27 protein-coding genes are annotated in these 26,251 nt (G+C 59.6%); 11 read left to right on the forward strand and 16 right to left on the reverse strand.

Annotated elements, in window-relative coordinates; genetic code table 11:
* Window positions 1–3 precede the first annotated feature (3 nt).
* The 12 genes from nuoE to AM571_RS32090 all read right to left on the reverse strand — a co-directional run bounded on the left by nuoE (window position 4) and on the right by AM571_RS32090 (window position 10,507).
* On the reverse strand, window positions 4–516 hold the full coding sequence (gene nuoE / locus AM571_RS32035; RefSeq protein ID WP_074064960.1) for an NADH-quinone oxidoreductase subunit NuoE: 513 nt from the start codon (window positions 514–516) through the stop codon (window positions 4–6).
* Window positions 517–534: 18 nt separating this feature from the next.
* Complete coding sequence (gene nuoD, locus AM571_RS32040) at window positions 535–1,749, reverse strand: NADH dehydrogenase (quinone) subunit D (RefSeq protein WP_074064961.1); 1,215 nt, start codon at window positions 1,747–1,749, stop codon at window positions 535–537.
* Window position 1,750: 1 nt separating this feature from the next.
* The gene (locus AM571_RS32045; protein WP_074064962.1) at window positions 1,751–2,314 is read right to left on the reverse strand and encodes an NADH-quinone oxidoreductase subunit C; all 564 of its coding nucleotides are present in this window, start codon (window positions 2,312–2,314) and stop codon (window positions 1,751–1,753) included.
* On the reverse strand, window positions 2,311–2,814 hold the full coding sequence (locus AM571_RS32050; RefSeq protein WP_074064963.1) for a NuoB/complex I 20 kDa subunit family protein: 504 nt from the start codon (window positions 2,812–2,814) through the stop codon (window positions 2,311–2,313). The genes AM571_RS32045 and AM571_RS32050 overlap by 4 nt, the downstream gene beginning before the upstream one ends.
* Window positions 2,802–3,167, reverse strand: a complete 366-nt coding sequence (locus tag AM571_RS32055; protein WP_074064964.1) for an NADH-quinone oxidoreductase subunit A — start codon at window positions 3,165–3,167, stop codon at window positions 2,802–2,804. Before AM571_RS32055 ends, AM571_RS32050 begins: the two co-directional genes overlap by 13 nt.
* Window positions 3,168–3,317: 150 nt before the next feature.
* Window positions 3,318–4,757 (reverse strand): NADH-quinone oxidoreductase subunit N, encoded by a 1,440-nt coding sequence (locus tag AM571_RS32060; protein WP_074064965.1) that lies wholly within the window; start codon window positions 4,755–4,757, stop codon window positions 3,318–3,320.
* The gene (locus tag AM571_RS32065; RefSeq protein ID WP_074064966.1) at window positions 4,754–6,229 is read right to left on the reverse strand and encodes an NADH-quinone oxidoreductase subunit M; all 1,476 of its coding nucleotides are present in this window, start codon (window positions 6,227–6,229) and stop codon (window positions 4,754–4,756) included. The genes AM571_RS32060 and AM571_RS32065 overlap by 4 nt, the downstream gene beginning before the upstream one ends.
* A gap of 9 nt (window positions 6,230–6,238) precedes the next feature.
* A complete protein-coding gene (locus AM571_RS32070; RefSeq protein ID WP_074064967.1) occupies window positions 6,239–7,999 on the reverse strand; it encodes a Na(+)/H(+) antiporter subunit D in 1,761 nt (586 codons plus the stop codon).
* Complete coding sequence (locus AM571_RS32075; protein WP_074064968.1) at window positions 7,992–8,246, reverse strand: hypothetical protein; 255 nt, start codon at window positions 8,244–8,246, stop codon at window positions 7,992–7,994. The genes AM571_RS32070 and AM571_RS32075 overlap by 8 nt, the downstream gene beginning before the upstream one ends.
* Window positions 8,243–9,706: a monovalent cation/H+ antiporter subunit D family protein gene (locus AM571_RS32080; RefSeq protein WP_074064969.1), complete on the reverse strand. Its 1,464-nt coding sequence runs from the start codon at window positions 9,704–9,706 to the stop codon at window positions 8,243–8,245. The genes AM571_RS32075 and AM571_RS32080 overlap by 4 nt, the downstream gene beginning before the upstream one ends.
* Window positions 9,707–9,710: 4 nt before the next feature.
* On the reverse strand, window positions 9,711–10,013 hold the full coding sequence (gene nuoK, locus AM571_RS32085) for an NADH-quinone oxidoreductase subunit NuoK (RefSeq protein ID WP_074064970.1): 303 nt from the start codon (window positions 10,011–10,013) through the stop codon (window positions 9,711–9,713).
* A complete protein-coding gene (locus AM571_RS32090; RefSeq protein WP_074064971.1) occupies window positions 10,013–10,507 on the reverse strand; it encodes an NADH-quinone oxidoreductase subunit J in 495 nt (164 codons plus the stop codon). The genes nuoK and AM571_RS32090 overlap by 1 nt, the downstream gene beginning before the upstream one ends.
* 1,058 nt (window positions 10,508–11,565) lie before the next feature.
* Here AM571_RS32090 and AM571_RS32100 point away from each other — a divergent pair.
* The 3 genes from AM571_RS32100 (at window position 11,566) to AM571_RS32110 (ending at window position 14,031) form a co-directional block, all read left to right on the forward strand.
* The gene (locus tag AM571_RS32100; RefSeq protein WP_074064973.1) at window positions 11,566–11,883 is read left to right on the forward strand and encodes a co-chaperone GroES; all 318 of its coding nucleotides are present in this window, start codon (window positions 11,566–11,568) and stop codon (window positions 11,881–11,883) included.
* A 49-nt stretch (window positions 11,884–11,932) separates the two neighbouring features.
* Window positions 11,933–13,567, forward strand: coding sequence for a chaperonin GroEL (gene groL / locus AM571_RS32105; RefSeq protein WP_074064974.1), 1,635 nt, complete (start codon window positions 11,933–11,935; stop codon window positions 13,565–13,567).
* A 71-nt stretch (window positions 13,568–13,638) separates the two neighbouring features.
* Complete coding sequence (locus AM571_RS32110; protein WP_074064975.1) at window positions 13,639–14,031, forward strand: hypothetical protein; 393 nt, start codon at window positions 13,639–13,641, stop codon at window positions 14,029–14,031.
* 174 nt (window positions 14,032–14,205) lie between these two features.
* On the opposite strand, the gene AM571_RS32115 is transcribed toward AM571_RS32110, so the two are convergent.
* A complete protein-coding gene (locus tag AM571_RS32115) occupies window positions 14,206–14,655 on the reverse strand; it encodes a MarR family winged helix-turn-helix transcriptional regulator (RefSeq protein WP_074064976.1) in 450 nt (149 codons plus the stop codon).
* Between the two features lie 67 nt (window positions 14,656–14,722).
* Between AM571_RS32115 and hmgA the strand changes: the two genes are divergently transcribed.
* Genes hmgA through maiA form a run of 3 tightly spaced genes read left to right on the forward strand, consistent with a single transcriptional unit; the run spans window position 14,723 to window position 17,803 of the window.
* Window positions 14,723–16,078 carry a homogentisate 1,2-dioxygenase gene (gene hmgA / locus AM571_RS32120; RefSeq protein WP_074064977.1) on the forward strand — a complete coding sequence of 452 codons (1,356 nt, stop codon included), beginning with the start codon at window positions 14,723–14,725 and terminating at the stop codon, window positions 16,076–16,078.
* 39 nt (window positions 16,079–16,117) lie between these two features.
* A complete protein-coding gene (locus AM571_RS32125; protein ID WP_074064978.1) occupies window positions 16,118–17,134 on the forward strand; it encodes a fumarylacetoacetate hydrolase family protein in 1,017 nt (338 codons plus the stop codon).
* Window positions 17,135–17,143: 9 nt separating this feature from the next.
* The gene (maiA, locus tag AM571_RS32130) at window positions 17,144–17,803 is read left to right on the forward strand and encodes a maleylacetoacetate isomerase (RefSeq protein WP_074064979.1); all 660 of its coding nucleotides are present in this window, start codon (window positions 17,144–17,146) and stop codon (window positions 17,801–17,803) included.
* 8 nt (window positions 17,804–17,811) lie between these two features.
* On the opposite strand, the gene AM571_RS32135 is transcribed toward maiA, so the two are convergent.
* The 3 genes from AM571_RS32135 to AM571_RS32145 all read right to left on the reverse strand — a co-directional run bounded on the left by AM571_RS32135 (window position 17,812) and on the right by AM571_RS32145 (window position 21,042).
* A complete protein-coding gene (locus tag AM571_RS32135) occupies window positions 17,812–18,759 on the reverse strand; it encodes a lytic transglycosylase domain-containing protein (RefSeq protein ID WP_074064980.1) in 948 nt (315 codons plus the stop codon).
* Between the two features lie 63 nt (window positions 18,760–18,822).
* Window positions 18,823–19,986 carry an aminotransferase gene (locus tag AM571_RS32140; RefSeq protein ID WP_074064981.1) on the reverse strand — a complete coding sequence of 388 codons (1,164 nt, stop codon included), beginning with the start codon at window positions 19,984–19,986 and terminating at the stop codon, window positions 18,823–18,825.
* A 24-nt stretch (window positions 19,987–20,010) separates the two neighbouring features.
* Window positions 20,011–21,042 carry a LysR substrate-binding domain-containing protein gene (locus AM571_RS32145; protein WP_074064982.1) on the reverse strand — a complete coding sequence of 344 codons (1,032 nt, stop codon included), beginning with the start codon at window positions 21,040–21,042 and terminating at the stop codon, window positions 20,011–20,013.
* Window positions 21,043–21,210: 168 nt separating this feature from the next.
* Here AM571_RS32145 and speB point away from each other — a divergent pair, with 168 nt between their 5' ends.
* The 5 genes from speB (at window position 21,211) to AM571_RS32170 (ending at window position 26,209) form a co-directional block, all read left to right on the forward strand.
* A complete protein-coding gene (gene speB, locus AM571_RS32150) occupies window positions 21,211–22,272 on the forward strand; it encodes an agmatinase (protein ID WP_074064983.1) in 1,062 nt (353 codons plus the stop codon).
* Window positions 22,273–22,330: 58 nt separating this feature from the next.
* The gene (locus AM571_RS32155; protein ID WP_074064984.1) at window positions 22,331–23,419 is read left to right on the forward strand and encodes an ABC transporter substrate-binding protein; all 1,089 of its coding nucleotides are present in this window, start codon (window positions 22,331–22,333) and stop codon (window positions 23,417–23,419) included.
* A gap of 107 nt (window positions 23,420–23,526) precedes the next feature.
* Entirely contained in the window at window positions 23,527–24,564 is a 1,038-nt protein-coding gene (locus tag AM571_RS32160; protein WP_074064985.1) for an ABC transporter ATP-binding protein, read from the forward strand.
* Window positions 24,561–25,415 carry an ABC transporter permease gene (locus AM571_RS32165; RefSeq protein ID WP_074064986.1) on the forward strand — a complete coding sequence of 285 codons (855 nt, stop codon included), beginning with the start codon at window positions 24,561–24,563 and terminating at the stop codon, window positions 25,413–25,415. Before AM571_RS32160 ends, AM571_RS32165 begins: the two co-directional genes overlap by 4 nt.
* Window positions 25,412–26,209 (forward strand): ABC transporter permease, encoded by a 798-nt coding sequence (locus AM571_RS32170; protein ID WP_074064987.1) that lies wholly within the window; start codon window positions 25,412–25,414, stop codon window positions 26,207–26,209. Before AM571_RS32165 ends, AM571_RS32170 begins: the two co-directional genes overlap by 4 nt.
* Window positions 26,210–26,251: the final 42 nt, after the last annotated feature.

Consider the following 26,251-nt stretch of genomic DNA (forward strand, 5'->3'; position numbering starts at 1 on the left):
GCGCTACTTCCCAGGCGATCGCACAGCGGCGGGCTCAACAGTTTCGACCTGCCTCGCCATGGCGCGGAGGCTTTCCAGGAGCGCGTCTATGCGCACGACATCGAGGTTGCCGTGGTAGTCGTTTCCAACCTGCATCACCGGCGCCATCTCGCACGCACCGAGGCACTCGACGGTCGAAAGCGTAAACAGCCCATCCGGTGTCGTGCCCCCCTTCTTGATTTCCAAAACCTCTTCCAAATGCCTCAAGAGGTCCTCGGCGCGGCACAGCATGCAGGAAACGTTGTCGCACAGTTGCAGGTGAAACAGGCCAACCGGCTCGGTATGGAAGAGTGTGTAGAAGGTCGCAAGTTCGTAGACCCACATCCGCTCGACACCAAGGATATCGGCGACTTCTTCCAGCACTGGACCAGGCAAATGGCCATGCTCCCTCTGCGCGATCACAAGCGCGGGCATGATCGCTGAGCGCTGGTCGGGATACCGCGCCGCTGCCGCCTCGATTTGTTCGCGCATGGTCATTGCGTCTGCACCTTCCTGCTACTTGTCCACCTCGGCCATCACCGGGTCGAGACTGCCGAGCACGGCGATCATGTCCGCCAGATAGCGGGCGTTGGTCACTCCAAAGAGCGCCTGAAGGTTGACGAAGGACGGTGCCCGCACCTTCATGCGGAACGGTTTGGGCGATCCGTCGCTGATGATGTAGAAGCCTAGCTCGCCCTTTGGCGCCTCGATCGCCGAATAGACTTCGCCCTTCGGCACCTTGAAGCCGTAGGCCGACAGGTCGAAATGCTGGATCAATGCCTCCATCGAGCAGTGCACCCTTTCCTTGTCCACCGGGTAGGCGATTGTCGGCATGTCGATCTGGAACGGTCCCTCGGGCATCTGGTCGAGACATTGGTCAATGATCCGGATGCTCTCGCGCATTTCAGCGACGCGGCATTGCCAGCGCGCATAGCAGTCGCCCTCCTTGCGGGTAACGACATTGAAGTCGAGCCGATCGTAGATCTCGTACGGCTCGTCGCGGCGAATATCCCAATCGACACCCGAGGCGCGCAGGTTCGGGCCACTCAGGCCGAGATCGATGGCATCCTCGGCGGCGATTATGCCGATCCCTTGCGTGCGGTTCAAAAACACCCGGTTGGTCTCGAGCAGTCGCTCATAGTCGCGAATGCGGTTCGGGAAGATGTCACAGAATTCCCGGATCTTGGGGAGGAACCCGTCTGGCAGATCCTCGCGCACACCGCCAACCCGGCAGAAGGAGGTATGCATCCGCGCCCCGGTGATCATCTCCAGCAGATCCATGATCATTTCGCGCTCGCGCATCGCGTAAAGCAAGGCCGTCATGGCGCCGAGGTCCATCGGCAGTGCGCCGGTGATCAGGAGATGGCCGGAAATCCGCGCCAGCTCAGCCATCAACACGCGAATATACTGCGCCCGTACCGGGGCTTCTATGCCGAGGAGTTTCTCCACGGCCAGCGCAAAGGCCAGGTTATTCGACGGTGGGCAGAGATAGTCGAGCCGGTCCGTCAACGGGAATATCTGGGTATAGGTGAAGCTCTCCGCCAGTTTTTCGGTGCCGCGGTGGAGATAGCCAATATGCGGATCCACGCGCTCGACGTATTCGCCGTTCAATTCGAGGACGAGCCGAAGAACCCCATGGGTGCTGGGGTGTTGCGGGCCGAGGTTGAGAAGCACTTCCCTGGTGTTGAGCGCTTCGCCTTCTGGCCTGCTGAGTTCGGTGACTTCGGTCATCTCAACGCTCCGGCGCGGAACGGCCCCCTTGCGGAATTTCCCTGGTGGCAAGGTCTGGCGGTGTCGGCGGCGGACCTTCGGCTCCAAACGGATTCAACTTATCCTTGTATCCACGCAGCGGAAAGTCCTTACGCTGCGGGAAGCCTTCGAATCCCTCCCACATGTAGATCCGGCGCAGGTCAGGATGGCCGTCAAACCTGATCCCGTACATGTCCCAAGCTTCGCGTTCATGCCAGTTGGCCGTACGCCAGACGCCCGTAACCGAGGAAAGCTTCGGCGGATCGCCAAGCCAGCACTTGATGCGAATCCGCCACCGGTTGGGTAGCGAGTAGAGGTGGTACACCGCCTCGAACCGCGGCGTTTCGGGATAGTGATCAACCCCGCAGATGTCGGACAGGAAGTTGAATTGCAGCGCTGGATCCTCCTTGAGGAACCGGCAGAACTCGACGATTGTCTCGGGAGGAACAGCAAAGACGTGAATGCCGTGCGCAGAGCCTAGGTCCTCGATTGCGTCCCCGAAACGCTCGATGATCGGACCACGATTGAAAGGTCGCGCCATGCTCATGACACTGCAGCCCGTTCCAAAGACGTTCCGGCCAGCGCGCGGGACCTCTTGATCTTCTCTTGAAGCAGGAGGAAGCCGTGCATCAACGCCTCTGGCCGTGGAGGACAGCCGGGCACATGTACGTCGACGGGCACGAAAGTCTCCGATCCCTGCACCACGGCGTAAGTGTTGTAAACGCCCCCAGAAATGGCGCAGGTGCCCATTGCAATGACCCAGCGCGGTTCCGGCATCTGGTCGTAGAGCCGACGCACCACGGGCGCGAATTTCCGGGTCACGGTGCCGGCGATGATCATCACATCGGACTGACGTGGTGAAGGGCGGAACACCACGCCGAACCGGTCGAGATCATAGCGCGCGCAACCCGCTGAGATCATCTCGATGGCACAGCAGGCAATACCGAAGGTCTCAGGCCAAAGGGCCGATTTCCGGCTCCAATTGATGACGCTTTCGGTCGTGGTGAACAGCACGCTATCGCGGATCGCGTTGTTTACTCCTCCCATTCCAACGCTCCCTTCAGCCAAGCGTAGGCGAAACCCACGATAAGCAGCAACATGAAGACGAACATCTCGACATAACCGATGAATCCGATCTCTTTGAGAACGACGGCCCAGGGAAAGAGGAACATTGCCTCGACATCGAAGACCACCAGCAATATCGCAAGAATAAAGAACGGCACTCTGAAGCGGCCCCCGGCGGCCTCGCCCGACGGGTCCATGCCGCATTCGTAGGGCATGTTCTTTGCGGGATAGGGATTGGAGGGGCGCAGCAGCGAGGAAACGAAAAGCGTCGTCATCGCCACCAGAACAATTCCGGCGGCCATGAAAAGAACCGGCAGGAATTCCATTCCAGACATGTCGCATTTTCCCGGTCACCGGGGGCCTTGCTCAGGCCGCGACCGGCGCCATTCGGGCCGGCAATGCGGTCGCCCCAGTAAGTGACTTGGGCGCTCCTTTCTTTGATCGTCAGTGTATTCCCTCGGGGGAATCATTGCAATTCCAATAGATCAGCCTCCAAACACTGCACCTTGAGCAAGCCTCAGGAAGCGTTCCGGAAATAGGCCGATCCCGAGAGTCCCTAAGGCTGTGAAGGCGAGCGTCGCTCGAACCAGGGGCGTCAGAGCCGGGTCAAACGCCCTTTGTGGCTCGCGCATGTAGATGACCATGACGATGCGGATGTAGAAGTAGGCCGCGACGGCGCTGAGCAGCACTGCGATCACCGCCAGCATGACGAAGCCCCGCTCGATCAAGGCGACCAGCACGTAGAACTTGGCGAAGAACCCGGCTGTTGGCGGGATGCCGGCCAGCGAGAACAGATAAAGCAGCATCAGAAGCGCCAGCCCGGGATGCGACCTGGCAAAGCCTGCGTAGTCTTCGATAATCTCGCCCGAGAAATCGCCGTTCCGCATCATGATGACGATGCCGAAAATGCCAAGGTTCATCATGGAATAGATCAGGAGGTAGAGCATCACGCTGGCGGTCCCGTCCGCACTGCCGGCCACCACGCCAAAAATGGCGAAGCCGGCATGGGCGATGCTGGAATAGGCCAGGAGGCGCTTGAAATTGTCCTGCACCAGCGCCACGAAGCTGCCGAGTGCCATCGTCACCACCGCAATGACTGCGACAACGAGCCAGGCGTCCGAGGCTGCAACCAGCGGGTTGAGGAACACCCGCAAGATCACCGCGAACCCCGCAGCCTTCGGCCCCACAGACATGAACGCCGTGATCGTCGTGGGCGCGCCCTCGTAGACGTCCGGCACCCACATATGGAATGGCACCGCGCCGACCTTGAAAACCAACCCAGCGACGATGAAGACCACCGCCAGCAGTAATCCGGGATCGAGCGGATCGCCCGTCACCGCAGCCGCCATGCCGTCCAGTTGCGTCGTGCCGGTGAGCCCGTAAATCAGCGAGACGCCATAGAGGAAGATCGCGGTTGAGACCGCGCCAAGGATCACATATTTCAGCGCCGCTTCGTTCGAACGCGGCTCTCGCCGCAAGAAGCCGGTCAGCACATAGGTGCAGAGCACCATCAGCTCGAGCCCCACATAAAGCGACAGGAGATCGGTCGCCGAGGCCATGATCATCATTCCCGAAAGGGCAAAGAGCAGCAGGACATAGTATTCGCTACTTTCAATGCCCTCAATGTCGGCATATTTTCGCGACAGGAAGAATGTCAAAACAGTCGCTATGTAGAAAACGAACTTGAAAAAGACCGAAAAGCCGTCGGCGACGAACATGCCCGTGTAGGCAGGCCGAACCTCGCTCGCCAGCATGAGTGTCCCCAAGGCTGCCATCAGCACGACGGCGACGGAAGCCCAGACAAAGACATGTCCCTGCCCCTTGCCCACAAGCTGGCCAAGGATCAGCAGGATGCACGCGCCGGTGATCACCACGATCTCGGGAAGGCTCGCTAAAGCCGACTGGAAAAGCGCGGTGGCGGTCATTGGCCGCTCCCCTTGGTGAGGACTTGCGCCAGCAGATGCTTCACCGAGACGTCGATGATGTTGAGAAAGGGTTTCGGATAGAGCCCGACCCAAAGCACGAAGACGGCCAGCGGCAGGATCGCAGCCATCTCGCGAGCGTTCACGTCGCGTATCTTGAAGCGAGCGCCGATGCTGGCCGGACCAAGTGCTACCCTCCTAAACATGCCAAGAAGATACGCCGCTGACAGCAAGGCGCCCACGACCGCGGCCGCGCCGGCGGCCAGGTTGGCGGCAAATCCGCCCGACAGCACCAGCAATTCGCCGACGAACGAATTCGTTCCCGGCAGGGCCATCGACGACAAGGTAAACAGCGCCAGAAACGCGGTATAGACCGGCGCCACCTTCATCAGCCCGCCATAATCTGGGATATTGCGCGTATGCGTCCGCTCGTAGATCAGGCCGACGAGGAGGAACAAAGCGCCCGTCGTTATGCCATGATTGAACATTTGCAGGATGCCGCCCTCGAGCCCGCGGAGGTTCAGCGCAAACACCCCCAGCGTCACGAAACCCATATGGCTGATGCTGGAATAGGCCACCAGCTTCTTCAGATCGTCCTGTGCCAGCGCGAGCAATCCGCCATAGACGATGGCAAGTGCCGAAAGCGCCAGCATCAGCGTCGAATAGTATACCGACGCCTCCGGCAGCATCGGCAGCGAGAACCGCAAGAAACCATAGGCACCCATCTTCAGGAGCACTCCGGCCAGGATGATGCTGCCGGCGGTCGGCGCCTGTACATGGGCGTCCGGCAGCCAGGTATGAACCGGGACCATCGGCACCTTCACGGCAAAGGCGATCAGGAAGGCGAAGAAAAGCCAGGATTGGACCCAGAACGGCAAATCCTGACCTGTGAGCGCGAGAATGTCGAAGGTCCTGCCGCCGTGGAAATAGAGCACGATGACCCCGATCAGGAACAGGAGGCTGCCCGCCAGCGTGTAGAGAAAGAACTTGAAGGCGGCATAGACCCGGCCATCACCGCCCCACACTCCGATGATCAGATACATCGGGATCAGCATCGCCTCCCAGCAGACGTAAAACAAAAACAGATCGAGGGCGCAGAATACTCCGAGCATCAGTGCCTGCATGACGAGCAGGCTTACCATGAACTCCTTCACCTTGCTGTTTATCGCGACCCATGAGGCGAGCACGCAAATCCACCCCAGCAGTGCGGTCATGAACACGAAGAGCGCACTGATCCCATCGATACCGAGCGCATAGGTGATCCCGAGCGTGGGCACCCACGCGTGTATCTCGGTGAACTGCATCTGGTGGGTCGTCTGGTCGAAGCCGGCCAGCATTGCAATGCAGAGAGCCAGGTCGAGGACGGTGATAGCCAGCGCTGTCCAGCGCACCGCATCTTCGCTGCGGAAAAGCAATAGAACCACTGCCCCGGCAGCGGGCGTGAATACAATGAGGCTGAGGAGCGGCAATCCCATCGCAACCCCTTACCGCCATGCCACGGCGAAAACGACGGCGGCGGCAATCAGGCCGGCAATCATCGCCAGCACATAATGGGTCACGACACCAGTCTGGACCCGCCGCAACGCCGCGCCCCCGCGCAGGACCGAACGAGCGACGCCGTTGACGACGGCGTCCACACCGTTAAGGTCGATCTTTAATCCTTCTCGTGCCGACCCGTGCAGGAAAGGCAGCGCCGCGGTCTCAGACACCTCGCTCACCGCCTTCTCGTAGCGCGCCAGCGGCCTTTCGGCGAACCACATGAAGTACCGCGCGCCCTTGCGGTAGAACCAGTCGGTGTCGAGGCTGACGGTATTCTCGGGATCGAGCGCTCGCAGGAAAATGACAAAGCCCAGTGCCGTGAACATCAGCACGCCGAGGCTCTCGGTAATATGGAGACCCGTATATGGTTCGAAGTCGACCGGATAGGGTAGCAATGCATAAAGCGGCCGCGGGAACACCCCGATCGCAATGCAAAGCACCGCCGCCATACCCATCGCAAGGAGCATGTTGCCGGGCGGATCCCGGGCCTGCAGCCCTTGGTCCTTGCCGAAGAACATGTAGTACGGAAGCTTGAGCCCGGTGTGCAGGAACGTCCCGGACGATGCCATCGTCAGCGCGAGCACGACCAGCGCGCGATGATCCTGCCCGGCGGCGGCCACCACCATCGACTTGGTGACGAAACCCGAGAAGAAGGGAAATGCCGAGATCGCCAGGGCGCCGACCATGTAGAGCGTCAAGGTCAGCGGCATGGTCTTGTAGAGTCCGCCAAGTTCGGTGAGCTTGCGCCGACCAGTGACATGAATCACAGCCCCCGCACCCATGAACAGGAGCCCCTTGTAGAGGATATGGGCGAAGGCATGGCTGGTGGCTCCGTTCACCGCCATCTCGGTCCCAATGCCGACGCCTGCCACCATGTATCCCACCTGGCTGACAATGTGATAGGCAAGCAGCCGCCGGCAGTCGTTCTCCAGCACCGCGTAGATTACGCCGTAGAGCGCCATTGCGGTGCCGAGCCAGACCAAGAGCTCGGTCCCGGGAAACGCACGCGCCAACACGTAGACGGCGGTCTTCGTGGTAAAAGCGCTCATGAACACCGCGCCTGTGACGGTCGCCTCCGGATAGGCGTCGGTGAGCCAGGCGTTAAGCGGCGGCACTGCGGCGTTGAGGATGAAACCGGCGAGAATCAAGATGACGGCCACGCCCATTTCCCCCTCGATCGGGCCGAACAGCGATGAACCTGTTGCCAGCCCGTGGAGAACAATGCCGCCGAGCAAGCAGACCCCTCCGGTGATATGGACCATGAGATACCGGAAGCCTGCCCGGATCGCCTTGTCGCCTCCCTGGGCAAAAACCAGATAGGCAGAGGAAAATGCCATGCCTTCCCAGAACAGATAGAGGGTCAGGTAGTCACCGGCAAATACCACGCCGAGTGCGCTGCCGACGTAGATGAACGCGGCCACATGCTGGCCGGTGCGTGTCAGGTGCAACGCGTAGACGGTGCCGATCAGCGCCATGACCGTGAAAACGGTGGCGAAGACGATACTCAGCCTGTCGACCCTTGCAATCAGGATTTCCTGCCCGATGAACCTCGCCTCGCCATAAGTGCCCGGCTGCATCGTGAGCACGGCAAGGATCGCCAGCGTCGGGATCAGCAGCAGATAGGCCTTGCCGATCGATCCTCTGAGGAACGGGATCGGCAGAGCACCGAGAATGAAGAGCAGAGCCGGGTGGATGAACTCAGTCATAATAGTCCTCGCGCCGCATCAGCCCGATCCGATGGCCGAGAAACTTTGAAACGAAGATGAGCAGAACACAGGAGCCGAAACCGTAGACGGCGGACCAGCCAGGCAGGCGCTCCCAAAGATATTCGGCGTGTTCGCGAATAACCAGAAAGTCGGCGGCGACGATCAGAACGAGTGCCAGATAGAACAGCCGGCGGCGCTGCCTTGCCCATTTCTCGTCACCAAAGAAGTCGACCACGCGCTTGATCATCTGACCACTCCGTCCGCCAGGGTAAGGAAATAATCGGGGAAGATGCCCATCAGCACCGATAAAATGGCGGTTACGACGAGCGGAATCGTAATCATCGGAATTTCGCGGACCGTCGCCCGGCTCTCCTGCGGCTCGGTCCCGAAAAAGGCGACATAGCTGACCGGCAGGAAATAGGCGGCATTCAGGATCGAACTCACCAGGAGCACGACCAGGAACGAGATCTGTCCGGCATCGACCGACCCCAGCGTCAGATACCATTTGCTGACGAATCCCGCGGTGGGCGGCACACCGATCATGCTGAGGGAGGCGACGAAGAATGCGCCCATCGTCCAGGGCAGCCGGCGGCCGATGCCGGCCATGTCGCTGATGTTGCGCTTCCCCGATGCGCAGTAGATCGACCCGGCGCAAAAAAACAACGTGATCTTGGAAAATGCATGCGCCGCAATATGGATGATCCCGCCGACCATTGCGACCGGCGACAACAGGACCGCGCCCAGCACGATGTAGGAAAGTTGGGAAACGGTCGAATAGGCAAGCCTGGCTTTCAGGTCGTCCCGTGTCAGGGCGTAGACCGACGCCATCAGGATCGTGAATGAAACCAGGTAGGCCGTGGCGATCCCAAGGCCCAGTCCTCCAACCAGCCCGACGCCGAAGACATGAAACACCACCCGCAGCACGCAGAACACCCCCATCTTGACGACAGCCACTGCATGCAAGAGTGCGCTGACAGGTGTTGGCGCCACCATAGCGGCCGGAAGCCAGGCGTGCATGGGCATCACCGCAGCCTTGGCGAAGCCGAATAGATAGCAGAAATAGACGACCGTCAGCAGCGGCGCCGAGGCATTGACGCCCTGCAATAGCCCCCCCGCCACAAAGTCCAGCGATCCTGCGATGGAATAGGTCAGTGCCAGCGCGGCAAGCAGCGCGCTTTTCGACGCGCCCATCAAATAGACGAGGTATTTGCGGCTGCCCGCCCATCCCTCTTCATCCTCGTGGTGGTAGACGAGCGGATAGGTAACGAGGCTGAGCACTTCGTAGAAGATCACCAAGGTGAACAGGTTGGCGGCAAATGCACCTCCGATGGCCGCCGCGAGGCTGGTGGCGAAACAGGCAAAGAATCGGGTCTGCGCATGCTCGTTCAAGTGCCGCATGTAGCCGAGGGAGTAGACGGCGGCGACGATCCATAGAAGGGAAGAGACGCTGGCAAACACCATTCCGAGCGCATCCGCCCGGAAAGCGAAGTCGGCCCCCGGCAGGATCTCGAACAGGCGCAAATCGACGGTTCCGCCCGCCAACACCGTGGGCGCCATAGAGGCGACAATCGCAAACAGGACGATCGCGGCCAACGGCGAGACGAGATCGCGAAATTTCTCACGGTTATTCAGAAGAAGAACTGCCACAGCGGTCAGGCCCGGGACGGCGATGGCAAGCAGCGGCCTGATCGATATCACCGGGTCCAAGCCCTTATCCTTTCATCATGGTCACGTCGTCGACCTTGAGGGTGGATTTGTTCCTTACAAGAGCAACCACGATGCCAAGAGCAACGGCGACCTCCGCCGCAGTGATTGCGATGACGAAGATGGCGAAGATCTGCCCGCGGAAGTCGTCGTAGATGCGCCCGAAAGCGACGAAATTGATGTTGACCGAGTTTAGCAGCAACTCCAGCGACATCAGCACGACCAGGATATTGCGCCTGAGCAGCACGCCAGCTGCTCCGATCACGAACAGGATCACCCCAAGCAGGATATACCACGATAGCGGAACCATCACCCCTGCTCCTTGCGCGCCAGTACGATGGCGCCGATCAGGGCCACCAACAGGATGACGGAGGCGGCCTCAAACGGCAGAAGATAACCGGCGAACAGCGTCGTGCTGAGCTGCCTGATCTCATCACCGCCGCCTGCAGGAACCGTGACGGAAAATCGATCGCTCCAAAGCACCAATACCGACATCTCGATCCCCAGCAGAACCAGCATCACCAGAGCCGGCAGGTTGCCGCCTGGCAGGAACCGCTGCGACATTGCTTCACGCACATCGATCATCATGATCACGAACAGGAACAGGACCATGATTGCGCCGACATATACGAAGATCTGGATGACCGCGAGCAGTGGCGCTTCGAGCAGGACGAAGATTGCCGAAATCTGCAGGAAACATGCCATCAGCGCCAATGCGCAGTGAACCGGATTCCGCGCCAGGACCACGGTCAGGGCCGTGATCACGGACACCGCAGCGAACAGAAGAAAGAACCCCTGACCCATCGACGCGACCCTCCCACGCGAGCTGTCACTCGGCGCGAGACGGCCGGATTTGAGATAGCTCCGCACTTCAGGTGCATTTATAAATTGTGCCCTAGTATCGGATTTTTCACAAGATTATTGTCGTCGGCAGACAAGCCACTGCGGTTGTGATGTGGCCGGCCGCGCGCCAAGGCAATCCAGAGGCTTGCGTTGCCCGCCGGAAAGCTCGTCCACCAGTCTTACGGCAAGGAGGTTTTGGTTGCGACGGGCGCGCCGCCACGGCTTCGTCCCTGGTCTGCTTCCGGCCAGCGTCAACCAATCTGCTTGGCCGGGGCCAGCCTTTATATTCACTCTCGATTTGCTGCCTTCACGAACATCGCCAGTTCGCGCCCAAAGCGTCGGCCCCGTCGTAAAAAGGGCGAAGCGGCGCTCTCGGCAAAGATCCACAAGCGGCCGTCCATCGCTCTTATTATTGCGACATGTCCGACCGATGGGCCGATCGTGCTTGCCGTGCGTCAGGACAGTGGGGTGCGAAAAGTCGCGGCACGCAGGCTCCGGATCTGAGGTCTTCACGAAACCTTCGTTCACCGCGACGCGGCGTCATGCCGTTGATGACAAGCATCCCTGCAATTTGTCACCCGTTGGAGGTTGATGAAAGCATGAAACGAGGAAATCCGCCGTCGCCACCGTTCGTTCCGCGGCCAGCGACGAAGCCACCAAGCGACGAGCCCACCAGCACCGGGCAAGGCAGTTTGGGTTCGGCTATGACGGCAGCGATATCGCCAGCCGGGCGTTGGAAATGGCCCCGAGCGCGGAGAGCTAATGGTCCGAAAATCGTCTTGGATACTTTAACGACCTCGCGGTCAGTTCTGCGGTATAAGTTCAGGATTCAAATGAAAACTTCATGAAAATCGAACTAAAACTCTACGGTCTAGCGAAGAGCTTTTTGTATTTCTGAACGATAATGATCTGGATTATTCGCTTGCAGATAATATTTCTTGGCACTCCTACCAATCGAGTGCCAGAGATGTTATGTAATAGATGCGGCCACCCTATGCGCCGACCGCAGAAAGATCTTCATGACATTCCGTCCTCTCCACGACCGCGTCGTCATACGGCGCGCGAAAGGTGACCTTAGATCCAAGGGCGGGATCATCATTCCCGACACCGCCAAGGAAAAGCCGCAGGAGGGCGAAGTGATCGCCTTTGGGCCGGGCATGCGCGACGAAAATGGGCGACTGATGCCGCTCGACGTGGAGTCCGGCGACGTGATCCTGTTCGCAAAGTGGACGGGAACAGAGATCGGAATCGACGGCGAAGATCTCCGGATCGTCAAGGAGTGCGACATCATGGGCATCGCCGAAAAGACCGAGGCGACCGCCGATACGGCCGGCTGATCCACCGAATTCCGACCCCGACTCTCAAGACAGAACTGGACCACAGACAATGTCTGCCAAGCAAATCATCTTCTCCACCGACGCGCGCGATCGTCTGCTTCGCGGGGTCGAGGTGCTCAACAATGCCGTCAAGGTAACGCTAGGCCCCAAAGGCCGCAACGTCGTCATCGACAAGTCCTATGGCGCGCCACGCATCACGAAGGACGGCGTCGCGGTCGCCAAGGAAATCGAACTTGCAGACAAATTCGAGAACATGGGCGCGCAGATGGTGCGCGAGGTGGCATCCAAGACCAACGATCTTGCGGGCGATGGCACCACAACCGCGACCGTGCTCGCAGCCTCGATCTTTCGCGAAGGCGCCAAACTTGTTGCGGCCGGGATGAACCCGATGGATTTGAGGCGCGGCATCGATCTTGGCGTTGCGGCCGTACTCGCGGAAATCAAAGCGCGCGCCACGAAGGTTAGCTCATCAAGCGAGATCGCCCAGGTCGGCACAATCGCCGCCAATGGCGATGCGACTGTGGGAAAAATGATCGCTGATGCGATGGAAAAGGTTGGCAACGATGGTGTGATCACAGTCGAGGAGGCCAGGACGGCCGATACTGAACTCAATGTCGTCGAGGGCATGCAGTTCGACCGGGGCTATCTCTCGCCTTACTTTGTAACCAATGCCGAAAAAATGCGCGTGGAGCTGGAGGACCCATATATTCTTGTCTATGAGAAGAAGCTCGGCAATCTGCAGGCAATGCTGCCCATCCTCGAAGCCGTGGTGCAGAGCGGCAAGTCGCTGCTTATTATTTCCGAAGATGTCGAAGGCGAGGCTCTGGCCACATTGGTCGTCAACAAGCTGCGTGGCGGATTGAAGGTCGCTGCCGTCAAGGCCCCGGGCTTCGGCGATCGCCGCAAGGCCATGCTTGAGGACATCGCCATTTTGACGGCTGGCCAGATGATCTCCGAGGATCTCGGCGTCAAGCTGGAAAATGTCACGCTGGATATGCTTGGGCGCACCAAGCGGGCCCTGATCGAAAAGGATACCACCACGATCATAGACGGCGCAGGTGAAAAATCCGAGATCGCTCGACGCATCAGCCAGATCAAGGCGCAGATCGAGGAAACCACCTCCGACTACGACAAGGAAAAGCTGCAAGAGCGCCTTGCAAAACTCGCCGGCGGCGTTGCGGTGATCCGCGTCGGTGGCTCGACCGAAATTGAAGTCAAGGAGAAGAAGGACCGCATCGACGATGCCCTTAACGCCACGCGTGCGGCAGTCGAGGAAGGTATCGTTCCGGGCGGAGGCGTCGCCCTGTTGCGCGCCAAGTCGGTCCTGGCGGGGCTATCTGCAGAAAACGCCGACGTGACGGCGGGGATTTCTGTCGTGCTGAGGGCGCTGGAAGCCCCGATCCGGCAGATCGCCGACAATGCCGGCGTCGAAGGCTCTATCGTAATTGGTAAACTCGCCGACAGCACGGATTACAACCAGGGGTTCGACGCACAAATGGAGACCTATGTCGATATGATAAAGGCTGGCATCGTCGATCCTGCCAAGGTGGTGCGGACCGCTTTGCAAGACGCCGGCTCGATCGCAGCACTTCTGATCACCGCCGAAGCGGTGATTGCCGATATTCCCGAAAGAGAATCTGCACTGCCGGCCGGAAGCGGCGGCATGAGTGGCATGGGATACTGAGGAAAGTGCCTGAGCCGCTCGGCCAGGACGGCCGCAGCGGTGAATCAAACAACATTGCAAGGAGAATTCCAATGGCAGTGCAAAGCAGCAGCAAAACATCGATTTCGCAACGTTTCGACACTTATCAGCCATCGAAGACGATCCTCGTATGGGCTTGTGTCGTCACTGCAGTGGCCACGATCATCGTCGGATTTAGCTGGGGGGGCTGGGTGACGGGCAGCACTTCCCTCAAAGCGGCGACGACTGCGGGCGAAACAGCCCGTGGAGAACTTGCATCGGCCATATGCGTTGACCGGTTCAACAGTGCGCCGGATGCCGCCGCAAAACTAGTCGAATTCAAGGCTCTTCCAGACAGCTATAAGAAGCGCCAGTTCATCGAAGCCGGCGGATGGGCAACCATGCCAGGACAAACCTCAGCCGACAGCAAGATCGCCGAAGGCTGCAGCACCGCGCTCTCGGCCTGAAGCCTCCTGCCTGAGACTCGCTTGGCGCCCCAATCCGGCGGTGCTTCCTCTATCCGCCACAACAGCACATGAAGCGTGATCGTTTCGAAAAAGGAGCCTCCGACGCTCGCCGATGGAGGCTTCGATGACCACAGGATTTGAACCTGCAGGTCCTACACGCGAACCCGGTCAAAGCTAGCGGCGCCGTTTGACCATGGCAGCCTCCACAGCGCTCAAACCGGAGGAGAGCGCCTTCAGGCCTTCCGCGCCGAGAAGCGACGCTACTTCCGCCGAATAGTGAACGGCGAGCATCGTCAGTTCGCGATAGGCGGTGCTTCCGGCAGCCGTCAACTCGAGATACTCGACGCGCCGGTCTTCCTCGTGCTGCGTCCGCTTCAGCCAGCGGCGTCTCTCAAGCGAAAAAACCGCACGACTGACCTTGGTCTTGTGCATCGTCGAATGAACGCCGATCTCCTTTGCCGTCATACGCCCTGAACTTCCAAGTGCCGCCAGCGTGCGCCACTCCGGCCTCGTCAGGTCATATTTGGCCTTGTAGGCGGCAGCAAAGCGCAGGGCGACGAATTCCGCGGCGCGATTGAGGCGAAACGGCAGGAACTGCTCGAGATCGAAATCACTGATGTCCATGGCTTCCTTGATAGTTACAAAATCGACAGTTACGTTTGTAACTATATCTGCAGAGGAGGTGCAAGCGATGCTGGACAAGACGAGGAGCACGGCTGCCCATGCCGTCGTCAACAATCCGAAATACATGCCTGGCTTTGGCAATGATTTCGAGACGGAGTCCCTGCCCGGTGCGCTGCCGCAGGGCCAGAACAGTCCGCAGAAATGCAATTACGGGCTTTATGCCGAACAATTGTCAGGCTCGCCTTTTACCGCGCCGCGCGGCACCAACGAACGCTCCTGGCTCTACCGCATTCGTCCGAGTGTGCGCCACACAGGCCGCTTTTCCAACGCCAGTTATCCCTTCTGGAAATCAGCGCCCTGTCTCGATGATCATTCGCTGCCGCTCGGTCAGTTGCGCTGGGACCCCATCCCGGCGCCAGCGGACGAACTCAGCTTCCTCGCCGGCATCCGCACGATGACAGCAGCCGGCGATGTCATGACCCAGACCGGCATGGCTGCCCATGCCTATGTCTTCAATGGCGACATGGTTGATGACTATTTCTTCAATGCCGATGGAGAATTGCTGGTCGTGCCGCAGCTTGGCCCTATCCGCGTGTTCACCGAAATGGGGATCATCGATGTCGAGCCTTTGGAGATCTGCCTTATTCCGCGTGGGATGATCTTCAAGGTAGAGCGCCTCGGCCAGGGTCCCGAGTGGCGCGGTTATATTTGCGAGAACTATGGCGCCAAGTTCACCCTGCCGGATCGCGGACCGATCGGTGCCAATTGCCTTGCCAACCCGCGCGATTTCAAGACGCCGGCGGCCGCCTACGAAGACAAGGAAATCCCGTGCCGTCTCCACGTCAAATGGTGCGGCAAGTTCTATGCGACCGAGATTGGCCATTCGCCACTCGACGTGGTGGCCTGGCACGGCAACTATGCGCCGTTCAAGTATGATCTGCGCACTTTCGCGCCCGTCGGCGCAATCCTCTTCGATCATCCCGATCCATCGATCTTTACCGTGCTGACGGCGCCTTCGGGCGAAGAGGGAACGGCCAATGTCGACTTCGTCATCTTTCCGCCGCGATGGCTGGTGGCAGAACATACATTTCGTCCGCCGTGGTACCATCGTAACATCATGAGCGAGTTCATGGGGCTCATCCATGGTCAATACGATGCCAAGGCGCAGGGTTTCGTCCCGGGCGGCATGAGCCTGCACAACATGATGCTGCCGCATGGACCGGACTCGCTTGGCTTCGAAATGGCATCCAGCGTCGATCTGCAGCCCGTGAAGCTCGACCACACGATGGCCTTCATGTTCGAGACCCGCTATCCGCAGCAACTAACACGATACGCTGCCGAGCTGGAGACGCTGCAGGATAACTATCTCGAATGCTGGGATGGCCTGGAGCGCAAATTCGACGGAACGCCCGGGATCAAGTGAAGCCGGTTACCAGCTATAAAAGAAACGGAACCCCAACGCATGAAGCTTGCATCGCTCAAGGACTCCACCCGTGACGGCCGCCTGGTCGTCGTCTCCAAAGACCTCAGCCAATGCTCCGAAGTCGGTCATATCGCCCGGACGCTTCAGGCCGCGCTCGATGACTGGGCGCACGCCGCACCACGCCTAGCCGCGGTTGCAGAGGGTCTGGAAACCGGCGCGCAACCTGCTGTGCGATTTCACGAACACCATGCCGCATCGCCGCTCCCGCGCGCTTATCAATGGGCGGATGGTTCAGCCTACGTCAACCACGTCGAGCTGGTTCGCAAGGCGCGCAACGCCGAGATGCCGGCCAGCTTCTGGACCGAGCCGTTGATGTATCAAGGTGGATCCGACAGCTTTCTTGGGCCGCGCGATGCCATTCTCATGGCGGACGAATCCTATGGCATCGACATGGAAGCGGAGATCGCCGTCATCGTCGACGACGTGCCAATGGGCTCAACGATCGACGAGGCGCGTAGAGCCATCCGGCTCGTCATGCTCGCCAACGATATTTCCCTGCGCGGACTGATCGCGGCCGAACTTGCAAAAGGCTTTGGATTCTTCCAGTCAAAACCCTCTTCTGCATTCTCGCCGGTTGCGGTGACGATAGACGAGCTTGGTGATGCCTGGGATGGGGGAAAACTGCATCTGCCGCTCCTCGTCAACCTCAACGGCCAGCCCTTCGGGCGAGCCAATGCCGGCATCGACATGACCTTCGATTTCGGTGAACTCATCGCCCACGCTGCAAAGACCCGACCGCTTGGCGCCGGCACGATCATCGGCTCGGGGACCGTCTCAAACAAGCTCGACGACGGGCCGGGCAAGCCAATCTCCCAAGGCGGCGCCGGGTATTCCTGCATCGCGGAGATCCGCATGATCGAGACAATCGCGACCGGCGCGGCCGCAACACCCTTCATGCGGTTCGGCGATACCGTCCGCATCGAGATGAAGGATGCACAGGGACGCTCGATCTTCGGAGCCATCGAGCAGGTCGTTGCCAGCTACGAAAGACCATGAGGTCAGACCATGCCAAGCGATACCGTTCTTTTCGACTACTGGCGCTCTTCGGCAAGCTATCGCGTCCGTATCGCACTCAACATGCTGGCAATTCCCTATCGGTCGGTTCCCGTCGATCTGCTGGCAAGCCAACACAAGCAGGCGGCTCATCTCGCGCGAAATCCCCAGGGTCTGGTTCCCGTGCTTGCCATCGACGGCGAGACGCTGACGCAGTCGCTCGCCATCATCGAGTATCTTTCGGAAACGCGGCCGAACGCCGGCCTGCTGCCTCCAGATGCTTTGGGTCGGCAGCGCGTCAGGGCCCTTTCTTATGCCATCGCGATGGACATTCACCCTGTCTGCAATCTGAGCGTCGTTTCCCATGTCATGCGGCAATCGGACGATCCCCACGCTGCCCGGCTGGCATGGATGGGAAAATTCATCCGCGAGGGTCTTGAGGCCTTCGAGCGTATGTTGAAGGCGACAGAGGCTGGTGAGTTCTGCCATGCAGATCAGCCCACCATGGCTGATCTTTGCCTCGTGCCGCAGATCTACAACGCCCGGCGATGGAACGTCGATCTTTCCGCTTTCCCGCGCGCGAGCACCATCGCCGAAAAATGCGAAAGGCTGCCTGCCTTTGCTGCGGCTCATCCCGATCGGGCGACGGCCCTGAACTCTCCGGCCAAATAGAAAGGCACTTATTCATTCTTGAACACGAGGCAGACACCGCCGCGCTTGCGCACCTCGGTGCAGACCTGATTTGCCTCCGTCCTCGTTTGGCGCGCAACCCGAGCGACATAGCGAGGCCGGTAGCCGAAGCTGCGGTCACGCTGGCGCAGAATGAGCGGTTTTTCAGCGTTCAAAGGCGCCGGCAACTTGGAAACGTCTTCCTGAAAGCGGCTACGCGCGGCCGCAGGATCGAAGTGCGCGGCGAGTTGCGCGCCCCAGGGCGCCCACTTGCCTTCCCCTTGCCATGGCGCATTCTTTAGGCGGCGGCTTTCGGCAAGAACAGTACAAGCCTCCAGGAACGTCTTGTCCTTATCGAGTTCCAGTGCTGCTTTGTCGGGCGGGCCGTTTTTCCATTCTTCAACGCTGTGTGCGGTTATCGCCGTGACATAGCTTCGTGTCTCGAAAGGCAACGTGCCATGTTCGAGGAATGACGAAAGACCTTTCTCGCCGGCATTGTAAGCTGCCGCGGCAAGCCCCAAATTGCCGAAACGGTTACGCAATTCATCAAGATAGGACGCCGATGCCTGCAGCGCGCTGAGCGCATCATAGCTGTTTTCCAGGCCACGCAATTTGGCAGTGTCCGGCATGAATTGGGCGATACCTTCAGCGCCTTTCGGACTTAGAGCATCGGGGCGGAAACGGCTTTCCCGCCAGATGAGCCGGGCAAAGTAATCAGGAGGAAGTCGGTTAGCGCGGGCAAAATGATCGATCGCCGTGCAAATGTCGACGCTGAAGCTCTCCTTTCTAACGCAAAGGGCCGGCCCGCCTGCCGAAGCCTCTAGAGAATAAAGACATGCAGACGGCGCGACGCTCCATTCGGGCTGGGAATGCGCAGCGTGGCTGACAAGAAAAGTGGCAATGAACGCACCTGCGATCGGCGCAAGTCTTTGAGCTGCCTTCCCTTTGGAGCGCCTCATCGGTGCCCTCCCTACTCCATCGGATCGTCGGGCGAGACTATCACAAAATTGCGCGCAAGCCGCCTATCGCAGACGCTCGTGCAACTGCGAGATCACGCCAACTTCGGCATTGGCGAAGGCAAATCGGAGATAATCTTCCTGATCCTCGCCGAAATAGCTTCCGGGGATACATATCACTCCAGCTTCCTTCGCCAGCTTTTCCGCCACCTCGGCGGAAGGTGTGTTGCCGTAAGGATGCCGGATGAAGGCAAAATAGGCACCGACGGCGGCGATCGACCAGCCGTCTGTTGCTGCCATGACAGCTTTCAGCGCATCGGCACGGCGTAAGATCTCCAGCCGATTTGCCACCCGCCATTCCGCCAGAATCGGAAGCGCTGCCGCTACGGCGACCTGAGCTGCCCGCGGGGCGCAGATCTGCATGTTGTCCATGATCTTGGTGATCTCGCTGACGATGCGCGGACCTGCGGTGATTGCCCCCAATCGATGACCCGGAATACAGAAGGACTTGGAGAAACTGTAGAGCAGGACGAGCGTCTCTTCCCAATCCTCGATCAAGAGCAGGTCGTGCGGCGCTCCGGCATCGGTCGGCAAGAAGTCCCGATAGGTTTCGTCCAAAATCAGCCACGCTCCATATTTTTGACAGAGGTGAAAGAGTTCGCGAAGCAGCACCGGCGGATAGACAGCACCGGTCGGATTGTTCGGCGAAACGACCGCAAGGCCTCGCACTCCCGACATCAGGGCCTCTTCTGCCGATCTCAGGCACGGCAGGAAGCCATTTGCGGCATCGCAATCGACGAGAACACGTCCGATCCCCAGCATCGAAAGCGTGGTTTCGTGGTTGAAATAGAAGGGATTGGTGAGCGCCATCGTCTCGCCCGACTTGGCAAGCGCGATGGTGCTGCACATGAAGGCCTGGTTGCAGCCGGAGGTAATGTGGATGTTGGCGGCAGAAACGCTGGCGCCATAGACCGCCGACACATGTGCCGCATAAGCCTTCCTGAGCACCTCCTCCCCCTCGATCGCACCATAGCTGGTCATGGCCGGAGAGGCGGCCGCCTCGCCGAGCAGCCGCAGCATCTCTGGATGCGCCGGATAGCCGGGTACAGCCTGGGACAGATCAATCAGCGGCCCTTTGGCACCATCATAGTCACAAGCCCAGGCAAGTACCGATGGGATGGGCGGCGGCGACAGACGGGCGACGAGCGGATTTGGATGAGCAAGCGGCATTCCAGGGCTTCCTTGAGAGATCGATCAGGATTTCAAACGGCGCTTGACGGGCCGTTGTGCCGCAGCGCGCGCACGGGAGACCGGCGTGAAGCTTTCAGCTGCCGCCGCCAAAGCATCGACGCGTCCGCGCCCGCGGATCGCACGCCGGGCCGACGCCTGCAGTTCTGCTCCGCGGTCGCTTTCGAGCGCCGAGAAGAACCAGTCGACAAAGACCTTGACGATCGGCGCGGAGCGCACCTCGTTTCGGCAGGCGACATAAAAGGCATCATTGGCAGGAACGGAGAGATCGAAGGGCACGACGAGTTCGCCTTGAGCAATCAGGCTGCCGGCCGTAATCGTATCGCCGAGTGCGACCCCCTGCCCGCTCAAGGCCGCCTCCGTCGACAGGCGCGCATCGCTCATGAAGTGCTGCCGGCCCCGCGGCATGTCCAGCGCGTCGGCTGCCGCCAACCACGTATTCCATTCGCGTCCATCGTCGCCGTGAAGCAGAACATGGTCGCGCAGATCGCGCACCGAACGCAGTGCCCGGCTGTTCATCAGGGTTGGGCTGACGACCGGAAAGAGTTGCAGGTTGCTCCAAAGACGCGCCCAGCAGTCCAGCCAGGTCCCATCACCATAGAGAATACAGACATCGATATCCGGAGAGTAAAGCAGCTCAGGATCATTGGAGGCGACGAGCGTCAGGCTGATATCGGGGAATTGCTCGCTGAACTGGTGCATGCGCGGGATCAGCCAGAAGGACAGCAAAGCCGGAACGCAGGAAATTCTAAGGCTCCCGCTTGTCGAAGGCCGGGTCACCAGGGCTGTTGCCGCCGCAATGTTCTCGAATGCATGCGTCAGAGCCGGCAACAGCAGGGCAGCCTGCGGCGTAAGCTTCAGCCGTTTGCCATTGCGCTCAAAGAGCGGCGTGCCGAAGACCGCCTCCAGCGCCTTGATCTGATGGCTAACGGCACCATGCGTAACATTGAGCTCGCGCGCAGCCGCCGAGACCGAGCCCCGGCGGGCAGCAGCTTCGAAAGCGCGCAGGGAATTCAGCGGCGGCAGTCGGTTGAACATGGCCAATCTATATGTGAGTAAATCTCACGCTAACTGCTATAACAATGTGAGTTGCATTTCCAACCATTTTGTTAGGTAATGGGTAAAAAGCAAGAGCGACGAGGGGAATGATGTGATGCCGCAACAAGGTTCCGCTTCCCAGCCGTTCAAGATGAGAGGTGAACTGAATTGGCCTGGAATCAGACGAAGCTCGAAGAACTGCGCGCAAAGTTTGCCGACAGCCACGGCGGCGAGATATTCGACCCCGACTTCCGCAAGGTAGCCGACAAGATCTTCTCAAAAAGCGGCACGCGCCTTGCGCCCTATGCCGGCGTTCCGACATTCCTCAGCGCTCCTTATATGCCCGTTGGCGCCGACGAGCCGGATTTCGGCAATCTGCAGGTCGCAATCACCGGCGTTCCGATGGATCTCGGCGTCACCAACCGTCCGGGATCGCGCTTCGGACCGCGGGCACTGCGCGCAATCGAGCGCATTGGCCCTTATAACCATGTGCTGGGCACGGCGCCGCTTTTCGATCTTCGCGCAGCCGACATCGGCGACGTTCCCTTCCAGAGCCGTTACCGACTGGAGCTCAGCCATGACGACATCGAAAAACGCATCGGCCAGATCGTCGATGCAGGAATCGCACCGCTTTGCGTCGGCGGCGATCACTCGATAACTCACCCGATCCTCAAGGCACTGGGCAAGAAGCAGCCGGTCGGCATGATTCACATCGATGCGCATTGTGACACCGGCGGCGCCTTCGACCAGACAAAATTCCACCACGGCGGTCCCTTCCGCAATGCCGTTCTCGACGGCGTGCTCGATCCGACACGCACGGTGCAGATCGGGATCCGCGGTTCGGCAGAATATCTGTGGGAGTTTTCCTACGAATCCGGAATGACGGTGATCCACGCCGAGGAGGTGACGGAGATGGGCATGTCCGCGATCATCGAAAGGGCGAAGAAAATTGTCGGCGACGCGCCGACCTATCTTTCCTTCGACGTCGACAGCCTCGATCCGAGCTTTGCCCCCGGCACCGGCACGCCGGAAGTCGGCGGCTTGACGACGCGTGAAGTTCTGCAATTGATCCGCGGCCTGAAAGGGATCAATCTTGTCGGCGGAGATGTTGTCGAGGTCGCCCCGCAATATGACGCGACCACGAATACCGCCCATGCCGGCGCCCAGGTCCTGTTCGAAATCCTGAGCCTGATGGTCTTCAGCCCGTCCATCGGCGGAAAGGGCGACTAAAAACGGCAACGACCGGAAACTGCAACATGTCAGACCAAACAAAAGAGGGAACAAAGTCATGAAAACCATACTCGAGGCGGCCATGAGCCGCCGAAACCTACTGGCGACCGGCCTCGCCGCCACCAGCATGCTATCGATGCCCGCCATTCTGCGCGCGCAGGACAAGTCGCTGAAGGTTGGCGTCTATGGCGGCTACTTCAAGGATTCGTTCGACAAGAACATCTTCCCGGAATTCACCAAGGCAACAGGCATTGCCGTCGAATCTGTGGCCGAACCGACGGGCGAGGCCTGGCTGGTGCAGCTGGAGCAGGCTGCCAAGGCCGGCCAGGCGCCTGCCGACCTTTCGATGATGTCTCAGGTCGCAATGCTCAAGGGTCAGGCGACCGAGTTGTGGACGGCAATTGACACAGCAAAGCTCAAGAACGCCTCCGGCCTCATCGACCGCTTCGTCAATAAGTATCCCGATGGCCGCATTGCCGGCGTCGGAGCCGTTGCGTGGTACATCACGCTCGTCACCAATACCGACGTCTTCAAAGAAGCGCCGACTTCCTGGAATGCCCTCTGGGATCCGGCAAATGCCGACAAACTCGGCTTGCTTGCTCTTGTTTCCAACTCTTTTTTGCTGGAAGTGACGGCCAAGACCCATTTCGGCGGCACAAACGCACTCGATACGGAAGAGGGTCTCCTGAAGGCATTCGAAAAGCTTGCCGAGGTGAAGCCGAATGTCCGCCTGTGGTATCGCGACGAGGCACAGTTCGAGCAGGCGCTGAAGTCCGGTGAAATCCCGATGGGACAGTATTATCACGACGTCACCGGCCTTGCCGCGGCCGATGGTTTTCCGGTCCGCTCGACTTTCCCCAAGGAAGGCGGCATCCAGGATTCCGGCTGCTGGGCGTTGTCGCGTGCCTCCAAGAAGGCGGAAGAGGCACATATCTTCATCGACTACATGTGTCAGCCGGCCATCCAGGCACTGATGTCGCGCAAGGTCGGCACGGCGCCAACGATCAAGCGCGAGTTGCTTGACCTGACCGACAAGGAGTTTGCAGCCGTCGCCTCCGACATCGAGCCGATCACGCCGCGCTACGATCTTTATCAGACCAAGTCCGATTGGCTGAACCAGAAATGGACGGAACTTATCGTCGGTTGAAGTTTTCGAGACTGACCGTTCCATAACAATGCATGCGCCTTGTGCCTTTGACGGCCAAGGCCCATGCGGGGCAATCGTCCTATGCACGTGGCCCATGCGGGGGATTTATGTCCGGACTGACACTCAACAATATCACCAAACAATTCGGCGCCTTCACCGCCGTCGACAATGTCCAGCTCAACGTTCCGCATGGCACGTTCGTCTGCCTGCTCGGCCCCTCCGGCTGCGGCAAGACAACGCTGCTGCGCATGATTGCCGGTCTCGACATGCCGACGAGCGGCGCCATTGTGCTCGACGGCAACGACATAACGGCCGTCCCGACCCATAAGCGGGATCTGGGGATGGTGTTTCAGTCCCTCGCGCTTTTCCCTCACCTGACCGTCGGCGAAAACATCGCCTATCCGCTGCGCATCCGTGGCACGGCCAAGGAAGCCCAGAAGAAGCGTGTCGATGAGCTGCTGTCGCTGATCCATTTGCCCGGCTATGCAGACCGGCCGGTGAACAAGCTTTCCGGCGGCCAGCGCCAGCGCGTCGCAATTGCCCGTGCACTGACGATTTCGCCGAAGCTCTTCCTGCTCGATGAACCGCTGTCGGCGCTCGATGCAAAACTGCGCGAGGCGATGCAGGTGGAACTGCGGCAGCTCCAGCAGACGCTTGGCATCACGACGATCGTCGTGACCCACGACCAGCGCGAAGCAATGACGATGGCAGATATCGTCGTCGTCATGAACAGTGGCGAACTGCGCCAGGCAGCAAGTCCGATCGAAATCTACCGCCGTCCCGCCGACCGTTTCGTCGCCGATTTCATCGGCTCGACCAACCTGCTCACGACGGAGGCCGACAGCGCCGGCCGCGCGACGGTCTTCGGCAAGGTCATCGAAGGCGTTCTGCTTCCTCCCGGCCTCAACAGAGCAACGATCTCGGTGCGGCCGGAGGACGTGCATCTGACGGCGCCAGGCGGCAACACTATCACTGGCAAAGTAACCTTCATTCGCGATCTCGGCGGCACGATCGAGACTTTCCTCGATCTATCTGGAACACAGGTCGTCGCCGTTTCGACACCGCGCGAACGCCCGGCCGTCACCGTTGGCCAGGAGGTTGGTGTCAAGCTCTCGCCGGAAGTCTGCGTGGTACTGCAGAAATGAGACGCGAACCACCGCAAAAAATTGCCGATTACTGGCCGCTTGCCTTCCCGGCCGGAATGCTGACGGTCTTCTTCGTCATTCCGTTCGCAACAATGATTGCCGTGAGCTTTTTCCAGCGACAGCAGGGCGGTTTTTACACGCCGGCCTTTGTATTTGATAATTACGCCCGCTTCGTCAGTCTGTTTTTCGGTAGGGTGCTGGGCTTTTCGCTGATGCTTGCGATCGCCGTGGCGATCTGCTGCATCGTGCTTGGCATTCCATTCACCTATCTGCTGACGCGCATGGGACGCAAAGCTCAGGTGATGTGGCTGGTGGCGCTTCTGGCGATTCTTTCGCTTTCCGAAGTCATCATCGGCTTTGCGTGGTCGACATTGTTCTCACGCACCGCCGGCATCACCAATCTGCTTGTCATGGCAGGCCTCATGCAAGAGCCCGTGGCTCTGACGCCGAGCTTCGGCGCAGTCCTGGCAGGCATGGTCTATCAGGCCCTGCCTTATACGATCTTGATCCTCTATCCCGCGCTGGTCAGGCTTGACCCGACCTTGACGGAAGCGGCGCGCACGCTCGGAGCATCGCCGGTCAGGGCATTTTTCACGGTTGTCGTGCCGACATTGCGCAACACCATTATCGCAACGCTCATCATGGTCTTCATTTTTGCGCTCGGCTCCTATCTGCTGCCACAGATTCTCGGCCGTCCATCACACTGGACCCTGTCGGTGCTGATTACTGACCAGGCCGTCTATCAGTCGAACATGCCCTTCGCCGCCGCGATGGCCGTCTTTCTGGTGCTGGTGACACTTGCCATGGTCGGGCTGACGGTGCTGATCGGCCGGAAGGGAGATGCGCCATGAACACGTTGCTCCGCCGTCTTTATTTCTTGCTCATCGGGCTTTTTCTGACGGCACCCATGATCGTCGTTGCCGGGGTATCTGTAAATGTGAAACAGAGCCTTACCTTCCCGCCCCAGGGCTTTTCGCTTGCCTGGTACGGAGAGATATTCACCAATCCGGAATGGCGCAACGCGCTTATTGCTTCGCTCACGCTTGCGGTTCTGTCCGCCGCACTTGCAGTGCTCATCGCTTTGCCGCTTGCCTGGTTCTTGTGGCGCAGAATTGCGCCATGGGCGAACATCTTCCAGCTTTTGGGCGTCGCGCCCTTCACCTTGCCACCGGTCATCACTGCACTCGGCCTTTTGACTTTCTGGGCGACCACCGGCTTTTACGGCGCATCTTGGACCGCCGTGATCAGCCACGCGATCTTCTTCGTCACACTACCATTGGTGACGCTGTCGCTCGGCTTCACCGCCATCGATCGCTCCTTGGTCGAAGCGGCGGCGACAATGGGGGCGAATGAGCGGACGATATTCAAGACGGTCGTCTTACCGCTGATCCGGCCCTACCTGATTTCTGGTTACGCCTTTGCGTTCGTGTTATCGCTGAACGAATACATCGTCGCCTACATGACCGTCGGCTTTACGATGGAAACCTTGCCCATCAAGATCTTCAACGCGCTGCGCTATGGCTATACGCCGACCATGGCTTCGGTGACGATCCTCTTTGTCGCAATTGCAGCGCTCGTCTTCGGCCTCATCGCGCGCTTCGGCGACCTTCCGAAGCTGCTGGGCGCCATGGCGGCAGAAAAATGAAGACAATGGCCGCCCCGCTTTCATCGCATCGTCAAGCCGCAA

The sequence above is a fragment of the Rhizobium etli 8C-3 genome (genome assembly GCF_001908375.1).
GTDB classification, from domain to species: domain Bacteria; phylum Pseudomonadota; class Alphaproteobacteria; order Rhizobiales; family Rhizobiaceae; genus Rhizobium; species Rhizobium etli_B.

Bases quoted from the DNA above. Each gene is read 5' to 3' on its own strand.
- hmgA (WP_074064977.1), top strand. From the start codon at position 14,723: ATGCTGGACAAGACGAGGAGCACGGCTGCCCATGCCGTCGTCAACAAT.
- AM571_RS32125 (WP_074064978.1), top strand. From the start codon at position 16,118: ATGAAGCTTGCATCGCTCAAGGACTCCACCCGTGACGGCCGCCTGGTC.
- AM571_RS32160 (WP_074064985.1), top strand. From the start codon at position 23,527: ATGTCCGGACTGACACTCAACAATATCACCAAACAATTCGGCGCCTTC.
- AM571_RS32170 (WP_074064987.1), top strand. From the start codon at position 25,412: ATGAACACGTTGCTCCGCCGTCTTTATTTCTTGCTCATCGGGCTTTTT.
- AM571_RS32155 (WP_074064984.1), top strand. From the start codon at position 22,331: ATGAAAACCATACTCGAGGCGGCCATGAGCCGCCGAAACCTACTGGCG.
- AM571_RS32090 (WP_074064971.1), bottom strand. From the start codon at position 10,507: ATGGGTCAGGGGTTCTTTCTTCTGTTCGCTGCGGTGTCCGTGATCACG.
- AM571_RS32055 (WP_074064964.1), bottom strand. From the start codon at position 3,167: ATGTCTGGAATGGAATTCCTGCCGGTTCTTTTCATGGCCGCCGGAATT.
- AM571_RS32110 (WP_074064975.1), top strand. From the start codon at position 13,639: ATGGCAGTGCAAAGCAGCAGCAAAACATCGATTTCGCAACGTTTCGAC.
- nuoK (WP_074064970.1), bottom strand. From the start codon at position 10,013: ATGGTTCCGCTATCGTGGTATATCCTGCTTGGGGTGATCCTGTTCGTG.
- AM571_RS32070 (WP_074064967.1), bottom strand. From the start codon at position 7,999: ATGACTGAGTTCATCCACCCGGCTCTGCTCTTCATTCTCGGTGCTCTG.
- AM571_RS32140 (WP_074064981.1), bottom strand. From the start codon at position 19,986: ATGCCGCTTGCTCATCCAAATCCGCTCGTCGCCCGTCTGTCGCCGCCG.
- AM571_RS32045 (WP_074064962.1), bottom strand. From the start codon at position 2,314: ATGAGCATGGCGCGACCTTTCAATCGTGGTCCGATCATCGAGCGTTTC.
- AM571_RS32145 (WP_074064982.1), bottom strand. From the start codon at position 21,042: ATGTTCAACCGACTGCCGCCGCTGAATTCCCTGCGCGCTTTCGAAGCT.
- AM571_RS32165 (WP_074064986.1), top strand. From the start codon at position 24,561: ATGAGACGCGAACCACCGCAAAAAATTGCCGATTACTGGCCGCTTGCC.
- nuoD (WP_074064961.1), bottom strand. From the start codon at position 1,749: ATGACCGAAGTCACCGAACTCAGCAGGCCAGAAGGCGAAGCGCTCAAC.
- AM571_RS32100 (WP_074064973.1), top strand. From the start codon at position 11,566: ATGACATTCCGTCCTCTCCACGACCGCGTCGTCATACGGCGCGCGAAA.
- AM571_RS32135 (WP_074064980.1), bottom strand. From the start codon at position 18,759: ATGAGGCGCTCCAAAGGGAAGGCAGCTCAAAGACTTGCGCCGATCGCA.
- AM571_RS32115 (WP_074064976.1), bottom strand. From the start codon at position 14,655: ATGGACATCAGTGATTTCGATCTCGAGCAGTTCCTGCCGTTTCGCCTC.
- nuoE (WP_074064960.1), bottom strand. From the start codon at position 516: ATGACCATGCGCGAACAAATCGAGGCGGCAGCGGCGCGGTATCCCGAC.
- AM571_RS32075 (WP_074064968.1), bottom strand. From the start codon at position 8,246: ATGATCAAGCGCGTGGTCGACTTCTTTGGTGACGAGAAATGGGCAAGG.
- AM571_RS32050 (WP_074064963.1), bottom strand. From the start codon at position 2,814: ATGGGAGGAGTAAACAACGCGATCCGCGATAGCGTGCTGTTCACCACG.
- AM571_RS32065 (WP_074064966.1), bottom strand. From the start codon at position 6,229: ATGGGATTGCCGCTCCTCAGCCTCATTGTATTCACGCCCGCTGCCGGG.
- maiA (WP_074064979.1), top strand. From the start codon at position 17,144: ATGCCAAGCGATACCGTTCTTTTCGACTACTGGCGCTCTTCGGCAAGC.
- groL (WP_074064974.1), top strand. From the start codon at position 11,933: ATGTCTGCCAAGCAAATCATCTTCTCCACCGACGCGCGCGATCGTCTG.
- AM571_RS32060 (WP_074064965.1), bottom strand. From the start codon at position 4,757: ATGACCGCCACCGCGCTTTTCCAGTCGGCTTTAGCGAGCCTTCCCGAG.